We start from the raw sequence: 26641 nt of genomic DNA on the forward strand, positions 1-26641 counted from the left end.
AGATGTAAGTTTGGCGTCAGAAAAAAGATGTGGCAATGGGCGCTTGCCAGCAACTTGTCCGATGGCGTCTTGCCGGAATAGAAAGAGTAAAGACTTCGTCTCGCTGAGTACCTACCAATAGTGGTAGTTACAGATGAGCGGTAATGTCTCTAGATTGTTGAAGGACGGACGGGCTGCGCTGTTTGAACGCGACGGCAGTCTAGATGAGCTCCACAGGGAATATAAAAATCAATGGAGAGAACTGCCCGTGCTTAAGAAGGTACTTGTCAATGTTGAGGCGACGCCATCGTGCCCAGCAGCATGCAGTATGTGCCCCCGCTCAGTGATCAAGGACTATGGTTTTATTTCGCTTGAGACCATGGATAAGATAGTTTCGCAGATAGACCCTTCCTATGTCTGGGAACTTGACTTGGCGGGCAGGGGGGAGCCGACCATTCATCCAGAGTTTCATGAGCTTTTGCGAATGATGCGTCGCTCTGGAGTCTTGACTGACGTGACAACAACGGCAGTCACTTTCAATCAGCGCAATATAGATGCCTGTGTACAAAACGTTGATGTCATCCGGCTATCTGTCAGTTCTATTCAGAAAGAGGTTTTCGATAAGGTTCACATTGGTCTGAACCACGAGAAGATCTGGCGCAACATTGCCGCGTTGGCCGAGGCCGCGGCGGATAAGGTCATTGTCCATTTGACTGGCGGCCCGGCGATCTATAGTACGTTGCCAGCGACCGTCGCACATTTGCGTAGCCTGGGTTTCAAGCGGATCTATCTGTTCCCGCTCTGGAACCGAGGCGGGGATATCAACGCCAAACTCGAAAGTGAATACCGTCAGAAACTTGTGCGCGAGTTGGGTTTGAACCTGTCTGAGAGCGAGTACAAAACAGGCATGGGCAAGGTCAAATTCATGCTGAATGCCCTGCTGGGTACCCTTGAAAATAGAAACTTTTGTGCCATTGGCGATGGCAGCGTCAGTATCAGTTATACCGGCGAGATACTCGGTTGTTTCCAGGATTTTGGGCACGTATCAAATATTGGCCATATTGATAATGACAACCTGAAGAAGATTGTGAAAAGCAGGGTGAAACAGTTGGGAAATATGGAGATTTGTCAGGGCTGTAATTCACGCAAGGCGGTTTTCAAACTGCCAATGTTCTTGGCCAGCTAAATAGCTTTCTGCACTGTTGTACAGGGATGACGCGCCGTGAGTATGCAGGAAACCGATTTCTTATTGCTGAATTGTTGTAACTTGCCGTGGCGTCCGATATATCCGTATGCCTTTGTTCAGATTAGTGAGATTGCTCGGCGATTCGATATCAGGGTCACACGTATTGATTTGCTGTACGTTGAACATTGGTACGAATATCTTAAAAACGTGATAAAGACCCAGCGTCCGAAGATGATTGGTATACATCTGCGGCAAGGGGACTCCCTTGATCTTTCCAACTATGATGCGGTAGATGGCGAGCCTGGGAATTACTTTAGAACCTATTACCCCGTTGAAGACAGCAGGCGCCTGATTCGCCTGGTGAGGGAGTTGTCGGATGCACCTATCATCATGGGTGGCTTTGGTTTCACCACTCATGCCAGAAAGTTGGCTAACTATCTGGAAATCGACCTTGGCTTGCAGGGCTGTCCAGACGGCTTCTTTCGCTCCTTCAACGACACTCTCTCTGGCCGAAACCTGGGGGCTGTGCCTGGACTGATTCACAAGAACGGGGCTGAGTACCTATATAACGATGTCGGTTTCTACAAGCCAGCCGAAGTGACCGAGTACCGGCTGGATATCGTTAACGAAATCAAGGCCTTTTACGGGCCGGCATTACAGTCGAAAACGCCACCGACCATTGCTGTGGAGGTTTCGCGTGGATGCCCGTTTCAGTGCTATTTCTGTGTTGAACCTGACGTCAAGGGCAAGCGGATTGACAAGCGTAATCTGGATGTGGCCGAAGCTGACCTGGAGTTTCTATTAAAGAACGATCTTTATGACTTCTGGTTTATCTGCTCTGAACTGAATATCGGTGGTGCTGGTTTCGCCTTGGAGCTGGCCGAGCGGGTGATTCGTCTTAATGAGCGTTATAAGAAGCGTCAGATTAAATGGTCAGGATATTCGCTGCCTTCGCTGGGTCACGATGAGCTGAAGACGATGATGCGTGCCGGTTACACCGGCGCCATGAACGATATTCTTTCGTTGGACGAAGATAACCTGAAGCGGGCGAAGGTGCCGTACAAGAGAGAGCAGGCCGTTACCTTTCTCAAAAGCCTGTCTTCGATACGTGCGGAAATTCATGAGGAAAGAACGCGAAAGCTGGAAGAGCAGGCGAAGTTTACCGCCAGTGCGCCAATTGAGTACTCCAATCTCATCTCGTTCTTTCTGGGGAATGCGCATGCGGACAGATACACCATCGCTCGCACATTGGCATTTCTCGAAGAAAGTGGACTGACAAACAAGTACGAGGCTGGGTATGTGATTCCCAGTACTCGAGTATTTGGCATAGGTCGGACTCAGGGTTTTGTTGCGAGGGATACCACTTACTCCTTTGGTCGTGATGGTGTTATCGCCACCGACTCCAAATGGCCTACCTTTCATTTTCCAGAGTTTTTGGTGAGTGCTCTGGGAGATCGAGAACGGATATACAGTTTTTTCAACTACGTCTCCAACACCCTGATGTGCCAGGCTCATCGCAAAGATAAGTCGTTCAGCCAATTTATAGCGCTCTATCTGGAGCAACATCTTGATGACTGCTCGGCGTATTGGACGGACTTGGCAAAGTTGCTTGGCCGGGATGCCCAGGCGCGACTCTTGCCCAGCGACATCAAGGCGTTGCTGAGTCGTGAGGCCGCTGATGACAGAGCATTGCAGGAAGATGTTTATCACGCTTGGCTGCTTGAACTGTTCGGGCGAAATTCAAGCAGCATTCAGCCGGTTATATCATTTTTCGGTAAACAGCATTTTTCCGGTGTGAAGCCCGTGTCCAGTGACTATGTGTTCACGCAGTTGTTTTATGCGCGTTTCTCCAATGCTGGAGAGTGGATCGAGCTTGCAGAACATCTAGCACCTGATAGCAAAGGTTATGCCGCGCTGTTTGTGCGGTATATCGAGTATGCAATAGGTCTTGTATTCAGACACGAATATAAGGATCTGTTGTTTGAGCTTTGATCTGGCCTGGCAGGGAGCCTATGCAATGTTGGCAAATGCAGTTTCCAACCTTCGATTGATCGAGACATTGAGTGAAAAAGTTCCTGCCTGGGCACTTCGTGGCCTGCAGGGACGCTATCACTGGCAACTTGAGTCTGGAGTTCATCTGGGCTGCATGAAAGTTTCTGAAACACTGAGCTGGTCGTTTACCGCGCAGGAGTACCCACCACGCGCCACCATCGTGCTCAGTGACATGACGCTCCAGGCTTTGGCAAACAAGGTCGATGACCCGCTGACGCTGTTCAATACCGGGAAGTTGTTGATTAGCGCAGACAACGACCACTCCGCTATTGCTGTCGATGTGATGAAGCTGTTGAATTTTATTTTCAACAATGCCTTGGTCGACGCTCAGCGCATTGCTCAACTGGGGATTCGTAGTACTCAAGGAAAGGATTTTCCGTTTTGCCAGGTGATCGCTGATGAAAGGGATATCGAACCTTATTTACGCCGTGGAGAACCGGTCATTGTGCGCAATGCGGCAGTTTCATGGCCGATCTTCTCAATGCCTGTGGGGCATATCGTCAATCGGGTGGGTAACCTGGACGTGAGTCTTCTTCTTGAAGAATACGATCTGGAAAATGCTCAGCCACCCAAGTATCGGAAAACCTCGTTTGCCGAATATGTAGAGTCCCTGTATGCCGCGCAAGCGTCTGTCAGCGGTTATATGGCGGCCAATACCGTACCGCCTGCATTGGACGATACCTATTGTTTTCCGAGTGTCTTCGCGCGCGAGGTATTCAACACGCCAAGATGGTGGATAGGTCCGGCCAGTACCGGGCTGAGATTGCACAGGGATATGGTGGATAACTTTCTGGTGCAATTGAAAGGGCGCAAGAAAATACGCCTTTATGCCCCCAGTGAAACGAGATTTCTCTACCCGGCCAGTGTTGGCGGGAACTTGATGTATGAGCCCAGTCGGGTTGATCCGGAAAACTACCAGGCGGAGAAGTTTCCGGATTATCAGCAGTCGGTATCCACTGTTTGCGAACTGCGGCCTGGCGATATGTTGTATTTGCCGGCCGGTTGGTGGCACCACGTCCTGAATCTGGAAGTGTCCTGGTCGCTTAACTTCTTTGCTGTAAATGGTGAGCCAAGAGTCTTATCTGTAAATCGTGATAACTATGAGAGTGTCCAGCTATGAGTAATTTGAAAGACTTGAGGAAGGGCGATTTGCCGCAAGCGACGGAAGCGGCACTCCTGGTTGGTACCGGCTTTGATGTGGTGCCGGGCAGCGATGATGTTTCTCCCGAGTTCAATGACCCTTCCTACATGTTGAAGGACCCCCTGGGCCTGACCACGCGGGCGTTGGAAAAGTACGGGAATATCGTTTACCTGCGGGGCATCAACGGTTATCTCATCGCCGATGCGCCCTTTATCGAAAGCATGCTGATTGGTGACGAGCGGTTTTTCTCAAAAAGCGCCGAGACCATGGAAAAGATCAGCCCGGCTATTGGCAATGGGCTGTCGACGCTGATCGGTGATGAATGGAAGCGTCAGCGCAAGATTGCCAATCCTTCTTTCAGCAAACGCAGCGTTGACGCTTTCGGCAACGTATTTCACGAATGCATCAACGAGATGTTCGATGAGTGGGATGCTCGGTCCGAAGGTGTTCTCGATGCAACTCAGGAGATGAAAAAGCTAACCCTGCGGATTGTCATCAAGTGTCTGTTCTCCACGGACATTCTGCGTTTTTCCAGTGATGTCACCGCGGCCCTTGAGGTCTTGCAGGAGTATTCGCTGCTGAAGTTGTGGTCGCCGGCGAGCATCAGCGCCACCGATGAGCAGGCGTATGAGAACGCCAAGAAGAAAATCGACGCGATCATCTACACCATCATCCACGATCGTCGTCAGAACAAGACGGTCCAGCACAACGACCTGTTATCGATGTACATGTCTGCGGTGTACGAAGACACCGGGGAGGGGATGACGGATATCCAACTCCGGCATGAAGTCATGAACCTGTTTCTGGCCGGTCATGAAACCACCGCGAACGGCGTGGCATTCGCCCTCTATCTGCTGGCGAACAACTCACGGGAACAACAGAGGCTGCATGAGGAAGTCGAGGCTGAACTCGGCAATGCACTCTGCACCCTGGAAGATTTGAAGCGCCTCGATTACACCGACTGGGTATTCAAGGAGTCCCTCAGGCTCTATCCGTCTTCCTGGGGCATGAGCCGAGTGGTGCTGGAAGACTATCAGTACCAGAACTATCTGTTTCCCAAGGGCGCGGACTTCATCGTTGCCCAGTGGGGCCTGCATCGCAATCCGGAATATTGGCAAGAGCCTTTGAAGTTTGACCCGGAACGCTTTGCACCGGAACGCATCAAGCATGTGCACAAGTATGCCTACCTGCCGTTTGGCGCGGGCGCTCGAAAGTGCATCGGTATCCATCTGGCCGAGGGCGAGGGCAAGACGATTCTGGTGCGTATTGCGCAACGTTATGAGTTGCGCGCAGTGGATGGGAATGAACCGACATTGAAAGCCCGGTTGTTCATGACTTCCGAACCGGGTGTGTGCCTAGAGTTTATCAAGCGCAACTGAGGTGTTTTATGCAGACCATGGCTTTTGCGGTGCCTTTACCCGGTGACAAGAAAGAGCGTTTCCTGAAGTTTGCCCAGTTGATCCGCAATGAACGCAATGCCGATTTTCGCCAGTTTCTGGAGCGCCTCGATACGGTGGAGGAGAACTGGTTCCTGCAGCCTTTTGGCGAGATGGAGCTGTTTATCTGTTATTTGGCGGCGCCAGATTTGAATGCGGCATTCGCAAAGTTGGCGAGCTCCCAGCATCCCTTTGACAAGTGGATAAAGCAGGAAAACAAGGAAATCTTTGGCATGGACTTCGAGTCCCCCAGTGATGACCCGATGCCTGAAGTACTGCTGCAGTGCAAAGTTGAACCCATTCATTCACAAAGTTGGTAATAAAGATGAGCCTAACCTTATTTCGTGAGAGTTATCTGACTGCGGTCCGTACTAAGGACTACAAGTCTTTGGCATCTTTGTACGCGGCAGATGCCATTCGCAAATCTCCCGGACAGCCTGACCGCATTGGCGTGACGCAGATCCTCGAGCACTACCAGGAGTGGCAGGGCACGTTCGCCGACATGCAGTTGGCCGACCGCATCCTGTTTCTCAAGGACAATGTGCTCATCGCCGTGTGGGGCTGGAAGGGGCGGCACGCCCAGGCCTACATGGGCGTTGAGCCGAGCAACAAGGAGGTTGGCCTGATCGCTGCCAGCCTGTTCTGGTTCGACAGTGATTTCCGTGTGACCAAGGAACACACCTACGAGGACCCCTACACCCTGCTGATCCAGCTCGGTGTGATCGACGATCAGGGGCGCAGCGTGCCGTCACTGACCGAGCCGTGTGAGATCTATGACTGCAAGACGCTGAAGCCGCGCTTCGAGAACCTGGCCAAGATGCGCCACTACAACGAACTGCTGCTGAGCAAGCAGTTGGAGCCGTGGCTCGACTGCATGAGCGACGATATCGAATGGGATGACCAGATGGTCCCCGGGTTGGCCGTGGGCAAGGACCATTCGCGGGACGATTTCGTGATGCTGGCCGAAGCCTTCCCCGATGCGTCCATCAACATGACCAACATGTGGTCGGTAGGGGACTTCGTGATTCACCAGGGGATCTTCACCGCGACGCACAAGGGGCCTCTCAAAGGCATCCCGGCATCCAACCGCGTGGTCAACGTGGACAACATGGATATTGCCTACTTTGACGGCAATGTGATCCGCAAGGGCTGGACCTTTGGCAATACCCTGGACATGGGGTCGCAAATGGGGATGGGTAAATGACGGCGCGCAGCATGAAGTTGATCGGCAACGAAAACAGCGCCTGCACCCGCAGTGTGCTGATGGTTCTGAAGGAAAAGAACACGCCGGTGGAGTTTGTCAGCATCGACCTGGGGACCGGTGCGCACAAGTCGGACGAGCACTTGAGTCTCAACCCGTTCGGCAAGGTTCCGGTGCTGATCCACGGTGACCTGACCCTTTATGAGTCGCAGGCCATCAACCGTTATCTGGAGGCGATCCTGCCCGGCATTTCGTTGATTCCACAGGACCGGCAAGACATAGCGCGGATGGACCAGTGGCTCAGCGTGGACTCCAGCTATTTCACGCCCCAGGCCTATGCCCTGGTCTGGCAGAAGCTGTTCCTGCCCATGTACGGCGGGCAGACTGACCAGGCAGTGGTCAAGGAGGCCGAGGAGAAGCTGAACGCCATCTACGCCGCCATGGATCACGCCATTGGCGAGGAGGGGCGATTCCTGGTGGGGGACTCGCTGTCCCTGGCCGACCTGGCGTTTGTCCAGTACACCGATTACATCCTCAAGGCGCAGAGCGAAAGCATCGTATTCAACTATGAGAACGTTCGTCGCTGGTGGTATGGCCTGACTCAGCGCGAGTCTTACAAAGACCCGCTCTCGGTCATTCTCTGAATCATGCATGGCGTGCCACGGCACGCCATGCCCACCCTCGGTAGCAGATAGCAACGCGGAGATTGTGCGATGAGCACTTCAGCCAGAAGTCGTCGTTCGGTAGTACTGTGGATGTATGAAAACGACAACGGCCATATTCCCAAGCAAATGCTTCGTGAGTTGCTTGAGGAAAAAGGCTTTGTGGTTTTTTCCGATTTCGACATGCGCCAATGCCATGTCATTTCCGGGAAGGTCTATACCGCCTGTGGGCGCTGCCTCAGTGAGTTCGATGCCCTGTTTCATATGAACGCCGATGAGCAGTCGCCGTATCAGGCCGATATTCTTCGGGCGTTGCAAGACAGCGGCGTAGTAGTGGTGAACGAGTGTGTTTCATTCTTCAACTGTCGCGACAAGTTCAAGGCCAACCAGCTGTTGCGCATGCATGGAGTGAACGTACCCGACTCCGCACTGCTGGGTAGCCAGATTGATGATGCGGTCATTCACCAACTCTTTGCGCGCTGGGGCAGCCTGGTCTACAAGCCCCGCTCGGGCCATGGGGCCGTGGGCGTGATGCGCTTTGTGGAGGCTGAACAGTTCATCGACTTCATCCAGGCGACGGCGCACTTTCTCGGTGATTACTACGTTGAGCAATACATCGAGTTTGGCGATTACGATTGTCGGGTCGAGATCTTCAACGGCGAGTTGATGGGCGGCTACAGCCGCAAGAAGAAACACAGCTTCAAGACCAACATTTCCGCGGGCGGTGAAATGACGCCGCGCATCCTGGGGGGCGAAGTTGAAGTTGCGCTCAAGGCCGCCCAGGTGTTGGGAATCAATGGGACGATCGTCGACATGGTGCAGTCGACCGCCGACCGCAAGTTCTATGTCCTTGAGGTCAATCCCTTGCTGGGCATCTTCGTCGAATCGGCCATGCGTGCCGGCACCAAGATGCCCGATACCGAGCCGGACCAGCGTTACTCCTATGACCGACTGAAGCTGGACTCGATTGCCAGCTACCTCGATGCGCTGCCTGCGCGCCAGTCACTGACGCCGACGCCATGAAGCCTGGGCACTGCGCGTAGGCGCTGTGCAGGTACCTATTCAGGGAATTGAATGATGCAGCCCGTTATTCTCATCAGCGCCGCACGCCAGCGGCTGGCTATCAATCACTCCGCTGCCTTGGCGATGAATGTTCTCAATTGCAGTTTCACCGAGCTGCTGATCAGCCTGGGCTGTGTTCCGCTGGTGGTGGTGCCGGGGATGCCCGTTGAGGCGTTGGAGCGCCTGTTCGCCATGGCCGATGGACTGTTGCTGGGCTCCGGTCAGGACCTTTGTCCGAGCCATTACGGCGAGGATTGCGAGGTCAGCTATTCGGCGCAGGTATCAGGGGTTGGCGAGCCTTACAAGCGGCCGCTGATGCTCAGTCCCGACAAGGATCGTGACGTACTGGAGTTGGCCTTGTACCGGCAGGCCAGGTCACGACAGCTACCGATTCTCGGCGTTTGCCGAGGCCTGCAATTGATCAACGTTGCCGAAGGCGGCTCGCTGTATCAGGAGATCCCCGATCGAGGGGTCGAGCACGGGATCGACCCCGATGGCTGGATCAACTATCACCCTGTGGACGTCGACCCGCAGAGCCGGCTCTATCGGATTATCGACAAGCGCAGTTTCAGCGTTTCGTCGGTGCACCACCAGGCGATCAAGCGCCTGGCGCCAGGCTTGAGAGCCTGCGCGAGGGCTGCCGATGGGGTGATCGAGGCGGTCGAGCTGGCCAGTCACGAGCATTTCGTCCTGGGGCTGCAGGGGCATATAGAAAAGACCCTGCTCAATCATCCCGAGCACCTGCAGATATGGAAAACATTCGCCAGTGAGGCTGCCACAAGGAGTCGGCAACATGTCAATTGAACACTTCCAGGTGCCCCTTTATCAGCCTTTGATGAAGCGCCTCGATTTATTCTTCAAGGCGGGCGACCCCGCCGGTATTCCGCTGCTGGACAAGAAGGCAATCATTTCCGGGTTTCCTGGAAACTTCATGACCCAGGCGATGCGTGTCGGCATCGAGGGCGGCGATGTGGAGTTCGCCAATACCTCCGGGAGCAGCTCCCAGATTCTCCAGATCATTCGCTACAAGGGCTGGTGGGGACGTGAGTTCACGCGCGCCTATCAGCGGGTGGCGGACATGGTTGGTTATTCGATGGAGCATGACAGGAAAGCAGTACTGACGACGGCGGCCTGTTCCGCGGTGTCGTGTTTTCTTGACGACCCGGACTACCAGCAGCGCATCCACAATGGGGTGCTGAGCCTCAATACGCATCCGGACCCTACGCGCTGGACGCTCACCGATATCCAGCGCATTGATGCGGAACTGCGGATGTTTGCGCCAAAGCTTCTGGAGATAGATCCGACCTATCTCGCGATCTTCCTGAGCAAGCGTGCGCAGTACCGGATTACTGAGCCTCTGTACATCCCTGACTACATCGCAGCTTCCTACGAGTACATGACCGCCAATGTTCGCCGGCTCATCGAGAGCGCCTATGGTTTGCCGGTTCTGAGCATGTATGGCTCGACGGAGCTGGGCGTACTGTTCATGCAGAACCGCAGTGGCACTTTCGTCCGTTGTGGCCACGACACATTGGTCGAACTCAAACCGTACCTGGCCCGGCGCAATCTGTTCGAGTTGATTGTCACGTCCTGGAAAAACCCGCTGATGCCTTTGTTGCGCTATGCCACCGGGGATCTTGTCGAAGTGCCGGAAGGTGAGTGGTCGAATAGGGTCTTCGGCGCCGTGGATGACATTCCTTTGCTGAAGCTGCATGGCCGTATCAGGGACTGCCTGGTGACCGATGATGGGGAGCTCAAGACCCTCGCCGATCTTGATGAGCTGTTCGCCGTTTCCGCGCCTTGGGTCCGGCAGTATCAACTGCAGGTGACCGAGCACAAGGTCACGCTGTTTTACGTTTCCGATGTCCCGGAATACGACGCCGACCTGCCGGCCGTTGAGCGGTGCCTGCGTGGCTGGTTTGGCCGCATGCGTACTGTTGAATCAATGGCCGTTCCAAGCATTGCGCCACAAGCCTCGGGAAAGTTCGCGATTATCAAATAGCGGGTCCGTGAAGAGTCGTCCCTCAATAAAAAAAGAGAGAATGTTATGCAAGCCTTGGATGTGAAATGCATGGTGTTGCCGGATGCGCGCAGTGACTTTCCGTTCTTTCGGGATAATCAGCGGATCTACCTGGACAGTTCATCCACCTCGTTGAAACCCGCGTCGGTGATCAGCGCCATCACTGATTTTTACCTGCATGCCGGTAGCAATGTCGGGCGCTCCAATCATCAGTATGCTCAGTTGTCCACCCAACTGTTTGAGTCGTCGCGCAACAAGCTGGCCTGCTTTCTGGGGTGCAGCGCCGATGAAGTGGTCTTTACCGCCAATTGCACGGACTCGATCAATCTGCTCGCCCATGGGCTGGCGTTGGGCAATGGCGACCATGTCGTGGTTTCGCCCCTGGAGCACCATTCCAATCTCCTGCCCTGGTTGTCCAGGTGTCGAGTCACGGTTGCCCGTCTGGATCAGAACGGTTGTATCGACCTGGATCATCTGGATTCGTTGCTCGCCGCCGATCCGGCCCGTCTGGTCGCGGTCTGCCACGCATCGAATGTCACCGGCAACGTGCAACCCGTCAGGCAGATCTGTCAGATCGCCCGGGCACGGGGGGCGTTGAGCCTGCTGGACGCGGCGCAGACCGTTGGCCATATCCCGGTCAATGTCGGGCAGATCGGTTGTGATTTTCTCGCCCTTTCCGGGCACAAGATGTTCGGCCCCTCGGGGGTTGGCGTGCTGTACATGCGGCGTGATCTGCAGGCGTCGATGCAGAGCTATCGCTATGGTGGCGGCATGGTCAACAAAGTGGGGCAGGGTGATGTCAGTTATCAATCCGGCCCCGGTCGGTTCGAGGCCGGCACGCCGAACATTGAAGGGGCCATCGGGCTGGGGGCGGCGGTCGACTATATAAACAGCTTGGGCGGGCAGTGGGTTCAAGACCACGATGAGGATCTGGAGCGCTATTTCCTGTCGCAGATTCAATCGGTGCGCAATATTGAAATCGCCTTCCCCATCGGGCCGCAGCACCTGCCGATTTTTCCTCTGGTTGCCGTCGGCAAGGTGGATATCGGATTTGTCTCGCGGATTCTTTCCGATCGTTACGACATTGCACTGAGTTCCGGCTACCAGTGCAACCAGCCGCTCTACCGCAACAGTGGAATTAATGGCGCCTTGCGGGTCTCGATGCATCTTTACAACAGTCGCAAAGATATCGACACGTTAGTGATGGCACTCACTGATCTCCAGGATCTGCTGGCTTAGTAGGAGGAAATCAATATGGCCGCTGAATTGCTGGAAGTATTGGGCGCAAGAGCCATCACCAAGGAAGATTGTATTGCCTATTTTCATCGGCATATCAAACGCCGGACTTCGGCATTGATCGGACTTGAATACGAGTTGATCCTGATTGATAAGGCGACTTCCCTGAGTGTGCCGTTTTTTGGCTTGCGCAGCCTGTCGAGCATCTTCAAGGGCTTGCTGGGATACGGCTACTCGCCCGTTTATGACGATGGCTTGATCATCGGTTTGAGGCGCGGCGGCACGGTCATCAGCCTGGAGCCTGGTGGCCAGGTGGAGTTCTCTTCATCGGCGTTGCGTCTGGTGTCCGATGTTGTGATCGAACTCGAAGTGTTTCTGCGGGAACTGGATCGGGTCTGCCAGGGCCTGGCCATTTCGTTGCTGCCCATCGGTTATCGGCCCTACGGGGGCGTGGCGTCGGTGGCGACGGTGCCGCGTACTCGCTACTTGCACATGATGCCTATCCTGGAAAAGGTCTCGGGGGCCTCGGCCGGGCAGAAGATGACGGCCTCGATGCAGATTTCCGTCGACTACTTCTCCGAGCAGCATGCGGGCAAGTTGTTGCAGTTGGGGGTTGCCTGTCAGCCTTACATCGTCGCCTTGTTCGCCAACTCTCCGTACTTTTCGGCGGTCACCAGCCGCTATAAGAGTCATCGGATGCATGCCTGGACCCAATTCGATCAACAACGCTCCGGGATTCCCGAGTTCATGTTGCGCGCACACTTCAGCGCCCATGCCTTTGAGCACTATGTTGACTGGGCCCTGGAGAAACCACTGCTGTTCATTCAGCGTGAAGGGCAGTTGATCCACATGAACGACCTGAGTTTTCGCGACTACATGCGCCTGGGGGCTGCCTCGGGCGCTGCCACGCTTCAGGATTGGATCATGCATCTGGGTACCCTCTACCCTGAGGCCCGGCTGAAGAACATTGTCGAGTTTCGCTCGGCCGATACCTGTGCACCTCACTTCGCCGCTTCACTCGCGGCCTTCTGGAAGGGCCTGGCCTATAGCGAAGAGGCGCTTGATGCCGCGTTGGACATGCTCGGCGCGCAGGCGCCTTCCGAGTTGAATCGCAAGTATGCCCAGGCGGCGGAGTTCGGCATGGCCGGGGTCGATGGGGCGGGAAACTCGCTGGCCGAAGGGATTGGACGCCTGGTCGGGCTGGCCGCCCAGGGGTTGCAGTATCAGGGAGCATCCAAGCTTGAGAGCGGTTATCTGCAAGCGCTGAACGAGATGATCGCAACTGGGCAATCTGCGGCAGATCTAATGCTCAACAAGGGTGTACCTATATGCTTGGGCGCAAACCCGAAAACAGCTTATTCGAACATTAAATGCGTCTCCTAAAGCAATCTGCCGCGCGTTGCGAATGGTAGTCGACTGTAATATATTCCGCCCTCGTAAATGAGTGCGTGCGGCATTTTTCAGGAGTTGTTCATGAAGACGGAAAGTATCAGGAAGATAGAAGATAAATGGCTCGCTCGCTGGGAAAATGAAAAGCATTACTCCGTTGAACTAGATACTTCTCTGCCTAAATATTATTGCCTTGACATGTTTCCTTATCCTTCGGGTGCCGGTCTGCATGTTGGGCATCCGCGCGGATATATTGCGACTGACGTATATAGTCGTTTTAAACGAATGGCCGGTTTCAATGTTTTGCATCCCATGGGTTTCGACTCTTTCGGATTACCCGCGGAACAGTATGCAATCGAAACCGGACAGCACCCAAGAGTAACCACTGACAAGAACATTGCCACGTTCAAGTCGCAGTTGAGAAAACTGGGTTTCTGTTATGACCCGGACCGCGAGATCAAGACTTCCGATGCTCAGTACTATCACTGGACGCAGTGGATATTCTCCCAACTGTTCGACAGTTGGTTCTGCCTCGATACCCACCAGGCCCAGCCTGTCGATACCCTGATCCAGCGTTTTGAACAATCCGGCAATGCCGGGGTGAATGCCTGGTCTGATTCGCGGACCACAACCATCAGCGCGCAACAGTGGGCCGCTTTCTCGCCTTTGCAGCAGTCGGAGTTCCTGATGAACTACCGATTGGCGTATCGCGCCGACTCTTATGTGAACTGGTGCCCGGCCCTGGGCACGGTGCTGGCCAACGACGAAATCAAGGACGGTTTTTCCGAGCGGGGTGGCCACCCGGTTCAGAAAAAGATGATGAAGCAGTGGATGCTGCGGATTTCCGCCTATGCCGACCGCCTGCTGGAGGGGCTCGATAGCCTGGATTGGCCGGAAGCCTTGAAGGACATGCAGCGCAACTGGATCGGCAAATCCCAGGGCGCGGAAATTGATTTCCAGGTGCGTGATTCGCAGACCGCGATCAAGGTCTTTACCACCCGCCCCGATACGCTGTATGGCGCGACGTTCCTGGTGCTGGCGCCTGAGCATGATGCCGTCGAGGCAATCACCTCAGCGCCTCTCAAGCTTGCAGTGGCCAATTACCGCGAAGAAGCGGCCTTGCGCTCCGAGCGCGAACGGATGGCCAAGGCCGAGCGGATCACCGGCCAGTTCACCGGCGCCTACGCCGTCCACCCCTTGACCGGCGAAAACCTGCCGATCTGGATTGCCGACTACGTCCTGGCCGATTACGGCACGGGCGCCATCATGGCGGTACCTTCCGGAGACCAACGGGATTTCAACTTTGCCCAGGCCTTCGATCTGCCCGTGGTGCATATCTATGAGGGGGCAGAGCAGGCCGCCAAGCCGTTCCTGATCAATGAAGGCCGCCTGATCAACTCTCAGGAAGCCACGGGCATGCTGCGTGCCGAGGCCACCGAGTGGATTCTGCAGCGCCTGGTGGCGACCGGAACCGCCAAGCGCACCTTCAATTACCGCATCCGCGATGCGATTTTTGGCCGCCAGCGCTATTGGGGCGAGCCGATCCCGGTGTACTACGACGAGCAGGGCATTGCTCGCGTGGTTCCCGAGCAGGACCTGCCGGTGACCCTGCCCGATATCGAGGCCTTCCTGCCGACCAGCGAGGGTGAGCCCCCCTTGGAGCGAGCCAGTAGCTGGCGCTACCGCGGCTTTAAGTATGAAACCACCACCATGCCCGGTTGGGCCGGGTCGAGCTGGTACTTCCTCAGGTACATGGATCCGACCAACAGCCATGAGCCCGTGTCGAAGGAGGCGCTGGCCTACTGGCAGGCCGTGGATCTGTATGTCGGCGGATCCGAGCATGCCACCGGCCACCTGCTGTACTCGCGCTTCTGGACGCATTTCCTCAAGGATCGCGGCTTGCTGAGTTTTTCCGAACCCTTCAAGCGGGTCCTGTGCCAAGGCATGATCCTCGGCGTCTCGGCGATCATCTATCGGGACAAGGCGACCCATGAATTCGTCTCCGCCGATCTCAAGGACGGGCGGGACGTTCAGCCGCTGTATGTCGATATCAGCATGGTGAATGACAAGAACCAGGTGGATATCGACGCTCTTCGCACATGGCGCCAGACCTACACCGAAGGCACGTTTGTCTGCTCCAAGGGCGTGTTCCTGTGTGATCGCCTGTCGGAAAAGATGTCCAAGTCCAAGTACAACGTGGTCAACCCCGATGACCTGATCGAGGTCTACGGGGCCGATACCTTCCGCCTGCATGAAATGTTCCTCGGGCCGATCGACCAGACCGCCATCTGGTCGACGCAATCCATCGATGGCCCGCACAAGTTCCTGCAGAAGGTCTGGCGCCTGTTTCTGGACGAGGAGGGCGCGGTGATCGTGGATGACCTTGAGCCCGGCGACGAGGAACTCAAGGCGGTGCACACGGCGATTGCCAAGGTGGGGCGTGCCACCGAGGATATGTCCTACAACACTGCGATTGCCGCTCTGATGATCTGCGTGAACCAGCTCAGCGTCTTGCAGTGCCATAAGCGTGGTGTGCTGGAGCTGTTGCTCAAGCTGTTGCACCCCTATGCGCCGTTCATTACTGAAGAGCTGTGGTCCGAGGCGCTGGGGCACTCGCGGTCGATCCTTGATTGCGGCTATCCCGTCGCCGACGAAAGTGTGCTGTATGAGGCGCAGTTTGAATGCCCGGTCTCCATCAATGGCAAGTTGCGGACTCGCATCATGCTGCAGCGGGGGATGACGGAAGAGGCGGTGAAGGCTCAGGTGCTGGAGGATGCAACGGTGCAGCGCTGGCTGTCTGGCGGGCGCTTGCTGAAGTTCATCTTTGTGCCTGATCGAATCATCAACATCGTATGCGCCGCGAACCCTGATTGATCCTGCGCACCGGTTGCACGCCGGCCGGGCCGGGGCGTAGAGCCCCGGCCCGGCTTTTTTATGCGGGTGAGGATCAGGCGCCGAAGCCACCGTCGATGGTCAGGCTGGCGCCGGTGATATAGCCCGCTTCGGCGCTGGCCAGGTAGGCGACGAAACCGGCGACTTCTTCGGCATGGCCATAGCGACGGATAGCCATCAGGTCCATCAGGCTCGCGGCGAAGTCACTGTCCGCCGGGTTCATGTCGGTGTCCACCGGGCCGGGCTGGACGTTGTTGATGGTGATGCCCCGCGGGCCAAGGTCTCGGGCCAGGCCCTTGGTCAGGCCCACCAGTGCGGCCTTGCTCATGGCGTAGGGGCCGCCACCGGCGAAGGGCATGCGGTCGGCGTTGGTGCTGCCGATGTTGATGATGCGGCCACCTTCGCCCATGTGTCGTGCGGCTTCCTGGGTGGCGATGAATACGCTGCGCACGTTGATGGCCAGGGTCCGGTCGAAGTCCTCCAGCTTGAACTCGTCCAATGGCGCAATGGCCAGCACCCCGGCGTTGTTGACCAGGATATCGAGTCGGCCAAAGGCCTTGACGCTGTCGTTCACTGCGCGGCGGATGGCCTCGGCGTCTGCGCTGTCGGCGTGGATCGCCAGGGCCTTGCCACCCTTGGCGATGATGCTGTCCTGCAGGGCCTGGGCCTTGCTCGCCGAACTGACGTAGGTAAAGGCGACGCTGGCGCCTTCTGCCGCCAAGCGCTCGACAATGGCTGCGCCGATGCCGCGGGAACCGCCTTGGATCAAGGCTACTTTGCCGCTGAGGTCATATGTGCTCATGTGCTTCTCCAGAGATTCAAGGCCGGGTGCCTTGTGCTTGGAGCGAGTATCTGCCGCGGATTAGCCTCTGTGTAGCCGGTAATTCCTATACTCTGTGTAAACCAGAAGTTTAGAGTGGCCTCTATGGAAGCCTTTAGCAGTATCGAATGTTTTGTCCGCAGCGCTGAAGTCGGCAGCTTTGCCGAGGCGGCGCGGCGGCTCGGCCTGACCCCGGCGGCGGTGGGCAAGAGCGTGGCCAAGCTGGAAACCCGGGTTGGTGTGCGCCTGTTCCAGCGCAGCACCCGGCGCCTGACCCTGACCGAGGCCGGCCGCCTGTTTCTCGCGGAAGTCGCCGACAGCCTGCAGACCATCCAGAACGCGGTCAGCACCCTGGCCGATGCCCAGGGGCGCCCGGCGGGGACGCTCAAGGTCAGCATGGGCACGGTGTTCGGCGGGCTGTACATAGTGCCGATGCTCGGCGCCTTTTTGCGCCGCTACCCGGATATTCATCCCGACTGGCATTTCGACAACCGCCAGGTGGACCTGATCGGCCAAGGTTTCGATGCGGCCATTGGCGGCGGTTTCGAATTGCCCCAGGGAGTGGTCGCCCGGCGGCTGTCGCCGGCTCACCGGGTGCTGGTGGCAAGCGCCGATTACCTGCGGGGGCGGGCACCGATCAACGGGCCCGAAGACCTGCGGCATTGCCGCGGGATTCTTATCCGCTCCCCCCAGACCGGGCGCATCCGCACCTGGCAGATGACCGGTCGGGGAGGGCTGATGTGCCCGCTGGAGCTCAAGGCCAGCATGACCATGAGCGATTCCGAGGCAGCCTGCATCGCCGCGGCCCAAGGGCTGGGCCTGGCCTTGGTGAGCATGCCGTTTGCCGTCAATTACCTGCGTTCCGGGGCCTTGCAGCGGGTGTTGCCGGACTGGTACGTGGACGATGGCTTTACCTCGATCTACTACGCCGAGCACAAGATGCTCCCGGGCAAGACGCGGGCCTTCGTCGACTTCGTCATCGAGCAGTTCGCCGAGCAAGGCCTGGCTCAGGCCTTCAGCGCCTTGTAGGAGCCGGCCTGGCGACGACTCTATGTACCGCCGGCCTCAGCGCCCCGCCCGCAAGGGCCAGCCCAGCACTCGCTTGGGCCGGGGTGTGGCATAGGTGCGTACCTTGGAGGTGGATAGCCCCAGACGCACCAGGGACTCGGCAATGGTCACTGCTGCCGTTACTCCGTCCACCACCGGCACCCCGGTGCGCTGGCGAATCTGTTCATCCAGGCCGGCCATGCCCCCGCAGCCCAGGCAGATGACTTCGGCCTTGTCCTCGGTCACCGCCCGTTCGGCCTGGCGCACGATGGCTTCCACGGCGCGCAGCGGGTCCTCCTCCAGCTCCAGTACCGCCAGGCCGCTGGCCCGCACCGAGGCGCAGCGGTCATAAAGGCCGGAGAGCTTGAGCCGGTCTTCGATCAGCGGCACGGTGCGGTCCAGGGTGGTGACCACCGAGTAGGCGTGGCCAAGGAACATGGCAGTGCTGGCGGCGGCGTCGGTGATGTCCACCACTGGCACGTTCAGCAGTTCCTGCAAGCCTTCGCGGCCGTGCTCGCCGTAGCCGGCCTGGATCACCGCTTCATAGGGCTGGTCGTAGGCCAGCACCCGGTCCATTACGGCGATGGCCGCCAGGTAGCTTTCGAAGTTGCCTTCCACCGATTCGGCGCCGAAGTAGGGAGTCAGGCCGATGATCTCGGTGCCCGGCGCTGCCACGCTTTGTGCCTGGTGGGCGATGGCCTGGGTGATGGAGTCGGTGGTGTTGACGTTGACCACGAGAATTCGCATGAGGGTTCCTTGCAGGTTGGGCAGTTCAGGCCCGGCGCACCGGGCCGGGCAGGTTCAATGGCTGACGTTGTCCACGGCGATGCTTTCGCCGCTGACGTCCGCGTAGCCGGGCTGGCGCTTGGCGATGATCAGGTAGAGCATGCCGGCGATGCCGGCTCCGATCAGCCAGGAGAATGGCGAGACGCTGGCAAAACCCGGCACCAGGGCCAGTACGATGGCGATCAGCGCCGCGGGAATAAAGGCCGCCACTGCCCGCAGGTTGACCCCGCGGCTGTAGAAATAGGCGCCTTGCGGGTCTTCGCTATAGAGCTGCGGCACGTTGACCTGGGCTTTGCGCAGGATCCAGTAGTCCACCATGATCACCCCGTACAGCGGGCCGAGCAGGGCGCCCAGGCCGGAGAGGAAATACACGATCACCAGCGGGCTGTTGTACAGGTTCCACGGCAGGATCAGCACCGCCAGCGCCGCGCTGATCAGCCCGGCGCGGCGGAAGGTCAGGTACTTGGGCGCCAGGTTGCTGAGGACGAAGGCCGGGGCGACGAAGTTGGCCATGATGTTCACCGCCACGGTCACGATCAGAAAGGCCAGGCAGCCCAGGACCAGGAACAGTGTGTTGGGGATCGAGGCGATGATCTGCGTGGGGCTTTCGATGACCTGGCCGTTGATCTGGAACTGCGCGCCGCACAGCAGCACGGTGATGGTGGCGAATACCAGGATGTTCACCGGTAGGCCCCAGAAGTTGCCGACCTTGATGGTCTTGCGACACGGCGAGGAGCGGGCGAAGTCGCAGAAGTTGAGGATCAGCGTGCCGTAGATTGCCAGCCACAGGGCGCCGCCGGCGAAGATCTGCCGCCACATTTCGCCGCCGGTCAGAGGTTCGCGGATCGACCAGGCGATCTGCCCGTCGGCCTGGGTGTACATCCAGGCGGCCAGGCAGGCCACGGTCAGCAGGATGATCGGCCCGGCGAAGGCTTCGTAGCGCCGGATCATTTCCATGCCATAGGCGAGGATCGCCAGTTGCACCAGCCAGATCACCAGGAAGCAGGCCCAGCCCAGGGTCGAGAGGCCGAGGATCGAGTTGTGGTCGTAATTGGCGAAGCCCGGATGGATGGCCGTGAGCAGCACCCGAAACACCACCGAAGCCAGGTAGGTCTGGATGCCGAACCAGGCGATGGCGATCACCGCCCGGATGAGTGCCGGAATCTGCGCGCCATGGATGCCGAAGCTGATGCGGCTGATCACCGGGAACGGCACCCCGGTCTTCTGCCCCATGTAGCCGGACAGGTTCATCAAGAAATACACCAGGGCCGCGCCTATCCCCAGGGACAGCAGGATCTGCCAGCCGCCCAGGCCCAGGGCGTAGAGGCCGATGGCGAAGGAGTAGTTGGCGATGTTGTGCACATCGTTGGTCCACAAGGCGAAGATGCTGTAGCCACCCCAGCGCCGGCCTTCGACCTTGGTCGGTGCCAGGTCGCGGTTGTGCAGGCGTGGGCTGAGCGCGATGGGGGCCGCATCGGCGACCGGTTGTTGGACGTTGTGCGAATGCAGCGAGGAGGGCAGATCCAGTGCGATGTTGTTGGAAGGGCTGGTACGCATTCCGGCATGCTCCTGATTCCGGCCCTGGATGACTGTGCTTGAGCGAGGGGGCTCGACAATCTTCGTCACAGGGGAGGAATCACTGGGTTCGGGGCATCTGCAGCTTGAGTCGTGGGTCAGGCGTGCGGACGGTTAGTGTATGTATGTTTTGGTTTTTTTGTATACAAAACATAAATCCACTAAAGCCACTTCTGTGCCAATTTCACGACTATGAAATTGGCTGCTGATTTCGTTTTGTTATGGGTTGTTCCTAACCTTCTGAAAAGACGAGCTTAAAAATTGACCGTTTGAACAGGTATTTATTTTTCGCCAGGCACGGCTTGGCGCCCAATGGATATCGGCGCAGGAAAGGCTTGTAACCTTTTGGGGCGGGGAATCTTTGAAGTGCACACAAAAATGGCACCGACGGTGACATTCTTGTGTACAGGTTTTGCTGCGGTTTGGCTTTCAGTGCGGGCGTCCTTCAGGCGCGCCCGCAGGGAAGGGGGTCAGGCTTTGCTGATGATGTTGCCGGCGTGCAAGCCGCATTCTTTCTGGGTGGCTTCCTCCCACCACCAGCGGCCTTCGCGCTCGTGCTGGTTGGGCAGTACCGGGCGGGTGCAGGGCTCGCAGCCGATGCTGATGAAGCCGCGTTCATGCAGGCTGTTGTAGGGCAGTTCGAGCATGCGGATGTAACCCCAGATCTCCTCGCTGCTCATTTGTGCCAGTGGGTTGAACTTGTACAGGGTGCGCTCCGGCGTGGAGAAGGCTGTGTCGACTTCCAGCACCGCCACCTGGCTGCGGGTACCCGGGCTCTGATCACGGCGCTGGCCGGTTGCCCAGGCGCTGACGGTGGACAGCTTGCGCCGCAGCGGTTCGATCTTGCGGATACCGCAGCACTCGCCATGGCCGTCCTTATAGAAGCTGAACAGGCCCTTTTCCTTGACGAAGGGTTCGAGCTTGCTGTGGTCCGGCGAGATCAGCTCGATCTGGATCTTGTAGTGTTCACGCACCTGATCGATGAAACGGTAGGTTTCCGGGTGCAGGCGGCCAGTATCCAGGCTGAACACCTTGACGTTCTTGTTCAGCTTCCAGGCCATGTCCACCAGCACCACATCCTCGGCACCGCTGAAGGAAATCCACAGGTCATCGCCGAACTGGGCAAAGGCCAGTTTGAGAATGTCCTGGGCAGACTTGTTGGCATAGGTCGCGGCGAGTTCAGCGACGTCGAACGATGGGGTCATCAGGGCGGTTTCCTACAGGTCGGTGGCGCTGTGCGCTCTATAGGGGGGCGATCTTAACAAAATCCACACCGCCCTGGCGCGCTCCTCTGCGTTGCGCCTGTGCAGGCGAATCGCTAGAGTTCGGCAGTCCTTTTGCTCGCTCAATTTAAATAATCAGAACCAATGGGAGTGTCTTGTGGAAATTGCCTGTCTCGATCTGGAAGGTGTACTGGTCCCGGAAATCTGGATCGCCTTTGCCGAAAAAACCGGGATTGAATCCCTCAAGGCAACCACCCGGGATATTCCCGACTACGACGTGCTGATGAAGCAGCGCCTGCGGATTCTCGACGAACACGGCCTGAAGCTTTCGGACATCCAGGAAGTGATCGCCACCCTCAAGCCACTGGACGGCGCGGTGGAATTCGTCAACTGGCTGCGCGAGCGCTTCCAGGTGGTGATCCTTTCCGACACCTTCTATGAATTTTCCCAGCCCCTGATGCGCCAGCTGGGCTTTCCGACCCTGCTTTGCCACCGCCTGATCACCGATGACGGCGGCCGGGTGAGCGGCTATCAGTTGCGCCAGAAAGACCCCAAGCGCCAGTCGGTGCTGGCCTTCAAGAGCCTGTACTACCGGGTGATTGCGGCGGGGGATTCCTACAACGACACGACGATGCTCGGTGAGGCGGATGCCGGCATCCTGTTCCACGCCCCGGACAACGTGATCCGCGAGTTCCCGCAGTTCCCGGCGGTGCACAGCTTTGCTGAGCTGAAGCAGGAGTTCATCAAGGCTTCCAACCGTCCCCTGAGCCTGTAAACCGGTTCGCCGGCGAAGAGACCCTTGGATTTTTCACAAATCCTGCCGACGCCTTCGCTGGCAAGCCAGCTCCTACGGGTGGGAGTGTAGGAGCCGGCTTGCCGGCGAAGACGTCCTAAAGCCCCTGTAGCGTTTCCAGCAACACCCGCACCTTGGTGATGGATTCCTGGTATTCCTCCTGCCAGTCGGAATCCGCGACTATTCCGCCGCCGCCCCAGCAACAGATCTGCCCATCCTTGGCCAGCAGGCTGCGGATGGCGATCGAACTGTCCATTTCTCCGCGCACGTCCAGGTACAGCAGCGAACCGCAGTACAGCGCACGCCGCGTGGGTTCCAGCTCGTCGATGATCTGCATCGAGCGGATCTTCGGTGCTCCGGTGATCGAGCCACCGGGAAAGCTGCCGGCGATCAGGTCCAGGGCGTCCTTGCCGTCCGCCAGCTCGCCAGTGACGCTGCTCACCAGGTGGTGCACGTTGGGGTAGCTTTCCAGGCTGAACAGCTCCGGTACCCGTACCGAGCCTGTGCGGCAGGTGCGCCCCAGGTCGTTGCGCAGCAGGTCGACGATCATCAGGTTTTCCGCCCGGTCCTTGGGGCTGGCCAGCAGCTCGGCAGCATTGGCCGCGTCTTGCGCCGCATCCCGGCCGCGGGGGCGTGTGCCTTTGATCGGGCGGGTTTCCACCCGGCCCTGGCTGACGTGGACGAAGCGCTCCGGCGACAGGCTCAGCACCGCACCGTCTTCCGGCAGCCGCTGGAAACCCGAGAACGGGGTCGGGCAGGCGGCGCGCAGGGCGCAATAGGCCGCCCAGGGATCACCCTGGTACTGGCCGCGAAAGCGCTGGGCGAAGTTCACCTGGTAGCAGTCGCCGGCCTGGATGTAGTGCTGGATGCGCTGGAACGCCTGGCGGTAGTCCTCGGCGCTCAGATCAGCCAGCATGGCTCCGGTCAGCTTGAATGCCGGCTGCGACGCGGGCAGCGGCTGGCTGAACAGTTGAATCAGGCGCTGGCGCTCGGTGGCATCCAGGCTGGGGTGGAACACCAGCTGGCTGGTACCTGCCTGGTGGTCGTTGATCAGCGCCCAGGCATACAGGCCAAAGCGTGCGTCGGGCAGTTGCAGGTCATCCCGGGCCTGGCTTGGCAGGCGCTCCAGATGGCGGCCGAAGTCATAGCTGAGGTAGCCGATCAGGCCGCCGGCGAAGGGCAGTTCATAAGGAGCGGGCAGTTGCGCCGGGCCCAGTTGCCCCAGGTTGTCCCGCAGGCGCTGGAGAAAGCCCCTGCCGCTTTCTTCGGCGGCCACGGTCAACTGCGCCAGGGGCCAGGCGCTGAGCAGGTCATAGCGCCCGCGCTCGGCACTGGGCCGGCCGCTGTCCAGCAGCACAGCGCCGGGGGCGTGCTCAATTGCCGCGAAATACTCGGCGGGGTTGGTGCGGTAGGGGAGCGGGTGTACGGAACAGGTCAACATGCGGGGCAAATCAGCCATCGGAGCGCGGTTGGCGATTGTATGCCTCTGCAGGAGTTGCTCCTAGAGGGGATGTCGGTGTTTGCCTGGTTCGTGGCGTATTCACCGACCTGTAGCTGCTGCCGCAGGCTGCGAAAAGGTCCGCAGGACCTTCCGTTCGCACCCTGCGGCAGGCGCCATCAGCCTTCCACGGCAGGGATATGGCCAAACAGTTCCTGGGCGAAGCGTACCCGCTCCTCGACGCTTTCCTCGATGCCCTGGGCCTTGAGCTCCTCAAGGTGGGCTTCGATGGCGTGGGTGCGCTGGGTCAGGCCGCAGTCGTTGGCGATCTGGATGTTCAGCCCCGGCCGCGCGTTGAGTTCGAGAATCAGCGGGCCCTTGTCCTGGTCCAGCACCATGTCCACGCCGATGTAGCCCAGGCCGCAGAGTTCGTAGCAGCCGGCCGCCAGCTTCATGAAGCCGTCCCAGTAGGGCAGTTGCACGCCGTCCACCGCATTGGTGGTGTCCGGGTGCTTGGCAATGATGTTGTTCAGCCAGGTACCGCGCAGGGTCAGGCCGGTGGCCAGGTCGACCCCGACGCCGATGGCACCCTGGTGCAGGTTGGCCTTGCCCCCGGACTGGCGGGTCGGCAGGCGCAGCATGGCCATCACCGGGTAGCCCATGAGCACGATGATGCGGATGTCCGGTACGCCTTCGTAGCTGATGCTCTTGAAGATCTGGTCCGGGGTCACCCGGTACTCGATCAGCGCGCGATCGCGGTGGCCGCCCAGGGAATACAGGCCGGTGAGGATGCTGGAGATATGGTGCTCGATCTCTTCGTGGCTGATGATCTTGCCGGACACCGTGCGATAGCGGCCCTCGAAGCGGTCGGCGATCACAATGATCCCGTCACCTCCGGCGCCCTGGGCCGGCTTGATCACGAAGTCGTTGCGCCCTTTGAGGATCTCGCCGAGCTTGTCGATTTCCTTCTCGGTGGAGATCACCCCGTACAGTTCCGGCACATGGATACCGGCCTTGATCGCCCGTTCCTTGGTGATGATCTTGTCATCGACGATGGGGTACAGGCTGCGCTTGTTGTACTTGAGCACGTAGTCGGCATTACGCCGGTTGATGCCCATGATTCCCCGCGCTTCCAGGGCTTTCCAGGTCTTCCACAGGCCGAACATCAGGAGTCGGCCTTGACGAAGGCTTTGAAACGCACCAGCTCCGTCAGGCGGTAGCCGCGGTAGCGACCCATCGCCAGCATGAAGCCCACCAGGATCAGCAGCATCGCCGGGAAGGTAAAGACGAAGTAGGTGAGTTCCGGCACGCTCATGATCAGGTGCGCCAGGGAGGCGGCGAACAGGGTGCCGATGGCGACTTTCATCGCATGGCCGCCGCCGCGCTCTTCCCAGGTGATGGACAGGCGTTCGATGGTCATGGTCAGGATCACCATCGGGAACAGCGCCACCGACAGGCCGCGTTCCAGGCCCAGCTTGTGGCTGAACAGGCTGATGGCGGCGATCAGCACCACGACGAAGGTCAGTACCACCGAGAGTCGCGGCAGCATCTGCAACTTCAAGTGTTCGAGGTAGGAGCGCAAGGACAGCCCGAGCGCGGTGATCACCGTGAACAGCACGATGCCAAAGCCCAACTGGGTCTCGCGGAAGGCCAGGGCGATCAGCACCGGGGTGAAGGTGCCGAGGGTCTGCAGGCCGATCAGGTTGCGCAGCACCAGGATCACCAGCACGCCGATGGGGATCATCACCATGATCATGAAGGTCTGCTGGGTCTGCAGCGGCAGGCCGTACAGCGAGTATTCGAGGAAGTTGGCGTCGGTGTTCTCGTCGGTCAGCTTGGCCAGGCGAATGGCGTTCATTTCGCTGTTGTTGAGGCTGAAGGTGACGTTGGCTTTCTTGCCGCCATCGACGGTGATCAGGTTGTCGTCGCCGGTCCACCACAGCAGGCGGTCGCTGGGCATGCCCTGCTCACCGGTTTCCGGGTTGAAGTACAGCCAGTCGGTGCCGTTGAAGCTGCGCAGCCAAAGCTCCGGGGTCTGCGGCTGGTCGGCCACCAGGCGGATGGTGTGGACCTTTTCCACCGGCACGTGGGCGATGGACAGCAGCAGCTCGACAATCTTCGCCTTGTTGGTGCTGGACGGATCGCCGGCCAGCAGCAGCTTGGCGTTGTCGTCATTGGCGTTGTTGACCCGCTTGATGGCTTCGCTGATGAAGGTCTCGACGTCCGCCGAATGCTGGCGGATCGGCGCCAGCAGGGCGTCGGCGGCGATCTTTTCCGGGCCTTCCACGGCCATGCTGTCACGGAAGGTCGGGCCCTTGACCTTGGCTTTCTCGGCGCTGTAGCGCTTGGTCAGCACCAGGCGGTAGTACAGGGTCTGGTTGCCCTTGGCCCGGCGCGCCGACCAGGTGACCTTGCGGTTGCCGTCGACGCGGTTCACCGCCACCCCGTAGTTGTTGGAAATGAAGCTCTCGTTGAGGCTCACGTAATCGCGGCTCAGGGGCGGCACGAACATCTGGATCTTGATCGGGTCCTTGCCGTTGGCGACGAACTCGACCTTGGCATCGATGTTCCACAGATCGTCGGTAGCGTCTTCGGTCACCGGAATGCCGAGCACGAAGATCTGATAGGCCGTGATCGAAATGCCCAGCACCACCAGGATGGCGATCAGGACTTTCAGATGAAGGGTAAGAGAGCGCATTGGAA

At 58.4% G+C, this 26641-nt stretch carries 22 protein-coding genes; 15 read left to right on the forward strand and 7 right to left on the reverse strand.

What is annotated here, in order from left to right:
• The first annotated feature begins 133 nt into the window (after positions 1–133).
• From ABCR88_RS09920 to leuS, 13 genes are all read left to right on the forward strand, one after another.
• The gene (locus tag ABCR88_RS09920) at positions 134–1165 is read left to right on the forward strand and encodes a radical SAM protein (RefSeq protein WP_080965397.1); all 1032 of its coding nucleotides are present in this window, start codon (positions 134–136) and stop codon (positions 1163–1165) included.
• A gap of 36 nt (positions 1166–1201) precedes the next feature.
• Entirely contained in the window at positions 1202–3157 is a 1956-nt protein-coding gene (locus tag ABCR88_RS09925) for a hypothetical protein (RefSeq protein ID WP_350023790.1), read from the forward strand.
• Positions 3147–4337 carry a cupin-like domain-containing protein gene (locus tag ABCR88_RS09930; RefSeq protein WP_081002087.1) on the forward strand — a complete coding sequence of 397 codons (1191 nt, stop codon included), beginning with the start codon at positions 3147–3149 and terminating at the stop codon, positions 4335–4337. Before ABCR88_RS09925 ends, ABCR88_RS09930 begins: the two co-directional genes overlap by 11 nt.
• The gene (locus ABCR88_RS09935) at positions 4334–5737 is read left to right on the forward strand and encodes a cytochrome P450 (RefSeq protein ID WP_202602870.1); all 1404 of its coding nucleotides are present in this window, start codon (positions 4334–4336) and stop codon (positions 5735–5737) included. The genes ABCR88_RS09930 and ABCR88_RS09935 overlap by 4 nt, the downstream gene beginning before the upstream one ends.
• Positions 5738–5745: 8 nt before the next feature.
• A complete protein-coding gene (locus tag ABCR88_RS09940; RefSeq protein ID WP_047284824.1) occupies positions 5746–6114 on the forward strand; it encodes a hypothetical protein in 369 nt (122 codons plus the stop codon).
• Between the two features lie 5 nt (positions 6115–6119).
• Entirely contained in the window at positions 6120–6998 is an 879-nt protein-coding gene (locus ABCR88_RS09945; protein WP_080965399.1) for an ester cyclase, read from the forward strand.
• A complete protein-coding gene (locus ABCR88_RS09950) occupies positions 6995–7639 on the forward strand; it encodes a glutathione S-transferase N-terminal domain-containing protein (protein WP_052914303.1) in 645 nt (214 codons plus the stop codon). Before ABCR88_RS09945 ends, ABCR88_RS09950 begins: the two co-directional genes overlap by 4 nt.
• A 69-nt stretch (positions 7640–7708) precedes the next feature.
• Positions 7709–8680 carry an ATP-grasp domain-containing protein gene (locus ABCR88_RS09955; protein ID WP_052914305.1) on the forward strand — a complete coding sequence of 324 codons (972 nt, stop codon included), beginning with the start codon at positions 7709–7711 and terminating at the stop codon, positions 8678–8680.
• A 51-nt stretch (positions 8681–8731) separates the two neighbouring features.
• Positions 8732–9523 carry a gamma-glutamyl-gamma-aminobutyrate hydrolase family protein gene (locus tag ABCR88_RS09960; protein WP_077933630.1) on the forward strand — a complete coding sequence of 264 codons (792 nt, stop codon included), beginning with the start codon at positions 8732–8734 and terminating at the stop codon, positions 9521–9523.
• The gene (locus ABCR88_RS09965) at positions 9513–10721 is read left to right on the forward strand and encodes a hypothetical protein (protein WP_053150007.1); all 1209 of its coding nucleotides are present in this window, start codon (positions 9513–9515) and stop codon (positions 10719–10721) included. Before ABCR88_RS09960 ends, ABCR88_RS09965 begins: the two co-directional genes overlap by 11 nt.
• A 45-nt stretch (positions 10722–10766) precedes the next feature.
• Complete coding sequence (locus ABCR88_RS09970; protein ID WP_052914315.1) at positions 10767–11978, forward strand: cysteine desulfurase; 1212 nt, start codon at positions 10767–10769, stop codon at positions 11976–11978.
• Positions 11979–11993: 15 nt separating this feature from the next.
• The gene (locus ABCR88_RS09975; protein WP_053150011.1) at positions 11994–13358 is read left to right on the forward strand and encodes a glutamate-cysteine ligase family protein; all 1365 of its coding nucleotides are present in this window, start codon (positions 11994–11996) and stop codon (positions 13356–13358) included.
• Positions 13359–13448: 90 nt separating this feature from the next.
• Positions 13449–16238, forward strand: coding sequence for a leucine--tRNA ligase (leuS, locus tag ABCR88_RS09980; RefSeq protein ID WP_053150016.1), 2790 nt, complete (start codon positions 13449–13451; stop codon positions 16236–16238).
• A 73-nt stretch (positions 16239–16311) separates the two neighbouring features.
• On the opposite strand, the gene ABCR88_RS09985 is transcribed toward leuS, so the two are convergent.
• Entirely contained in the window at positions 16312–17058 is a 747-nt protein-coding gene (locus ABCR88_RS09985; RefSeq protein WP_011060170.1) for an SDR family oxidoreductase, read from the reverse strand.
• 123 nt (positions 17059–17181) lie between these two features.
• Here ABCR88_RS09985 and ABCR88_RS09990 point away from each other — a divergent pair, with 123 nt between their 5' ends.
• The gene (locus ABCR88_RS09990) at positions 17182–18105 is read left to right on the forward strand and encodes a LysR family transcriptional regulator (protein ID WP_011060171.1); all 924 of its coding nucleotides are present in this window, start codon (positions 17182–17184) and stop codon (positions 18103–18105) included.
• A gap of 36 nt (positions 18106–18141) precedes the next feature.
• On the opposite strand, the gene ABCR88_RS09995 is transcribed toward ABCR88_RS09990, so the two are convergent.
• The 3 genes from ABCR88_RS09995 to ABCR88_RS10005 form a co-directional block, all read right to left on the reverse strand.
• Complete coding sequence (locus tag ABCR88_RS09995; RefSeq protein ID WP_350404475.1) at positions 18142–18870, reverse strand: aspartate/glutamate racemase family protein; 729 nt, start codon at positions 18868–18870, stop codon at positions 18142–18144.
• A 54-nt stretch (positions 18871–18924) separates the two neighbouring features.
• Complete coding sequence (locus tag ABCR88_RS10000; RefSeq protein ID WP_350404476.1) at positions 18925–20466, reverse strand: NCS1 family nucleobase:cation symporter-1; 1542 nt, start codon at positions 20464–20466, stop codon at positions 18925–18927.
• A gap of 488 nt (positions 20467–20954) precedes the next feature.
• Positions 20955–21689, reverse strand: coding sequence for a phosphoadenylyl-sulfate reductase (locus ABCR88_RS10005; protein WP_011060174.1), 735 nt, complete (start codon positions 21687–21689; stop codon positions 20955–20957).
• A 175-nt stretch (positions 21690–21864) separates the two neighbouring features.
• Here ABCR88_RS10005 and thrH point away from each other — a divergent pair, with 175 nt between their 5' ends.
• The gene (thrH, locus tag ABCR88_RS10010) at positions 21865–22482 is read left to right on the forward strand and encodes a bifunctional phosphoserine phosphatase/homoserine phosphotransferase ThrH (protein WP_041116852.1); all 618 of its coding nucleotides are present in this window, start codon (positions 21865–21867) and stop codon (positions 22480–22482) included.
• Positions 22483–22597: 115 nt separating this feature from the next.
• Here the strand turns inward: thrH and pabB are convergent, their stop codons facing one another.
• The 3 genes from pabB to ABCR88_RS10025 all read right to left on the reverse strand — a co-directional run bounded on the left by pabB (position 22598) and on the right by ABCR88_RS10025 (position 26636).
• A complete protein-coding gene (gene pabB, locus ABCR88_RS10015) occupies positions 22598–23941 on the reverse strand; it encodes an aminodeoxychorismate synthase component I (RefSeq protein ID WP_350404478.1) in 1344 nt (447 codons plus the stop codon).
• Positions 23942–24117: 176 nt separating this feature from the next.
• A complete protein-coding gene (locus ABCR88_RS10020; protein WP_019093273.1) occupies positions 24118–25104 on the reverse strand; it encodes an alpha-L-glutamate ligase-like protein in 987 nt (328 codons plus the stop codon).
• Positions 25104–26636 (reverse strand): inactive transglutaminase family protein, encoded by a 1533-nt coding sequence (locus tag ABCR88_RS10025; protein WP_011060178.1) that lies wholly within the window; start codon positions 26634–26636, stop codon positions 25104–25106. Before ABCR88_RS10025 ends, ABCR88_RS10020 begins: the two co-directional genes overlap by 1 nt.
• Positions 26637–26641: the final 5 nt, after the last annotated feature.

Source organism: Pseudomonas sp. W17, from assembly GCF_040268305.1.
Taxonomy (GTDB): Bacteria; Pseudomonadota; Gammaproteobacteria; order Pseudomonadales; family Pseudomonadaceae; genus Aquipseudomonas; species Aquipseudomonas protegens.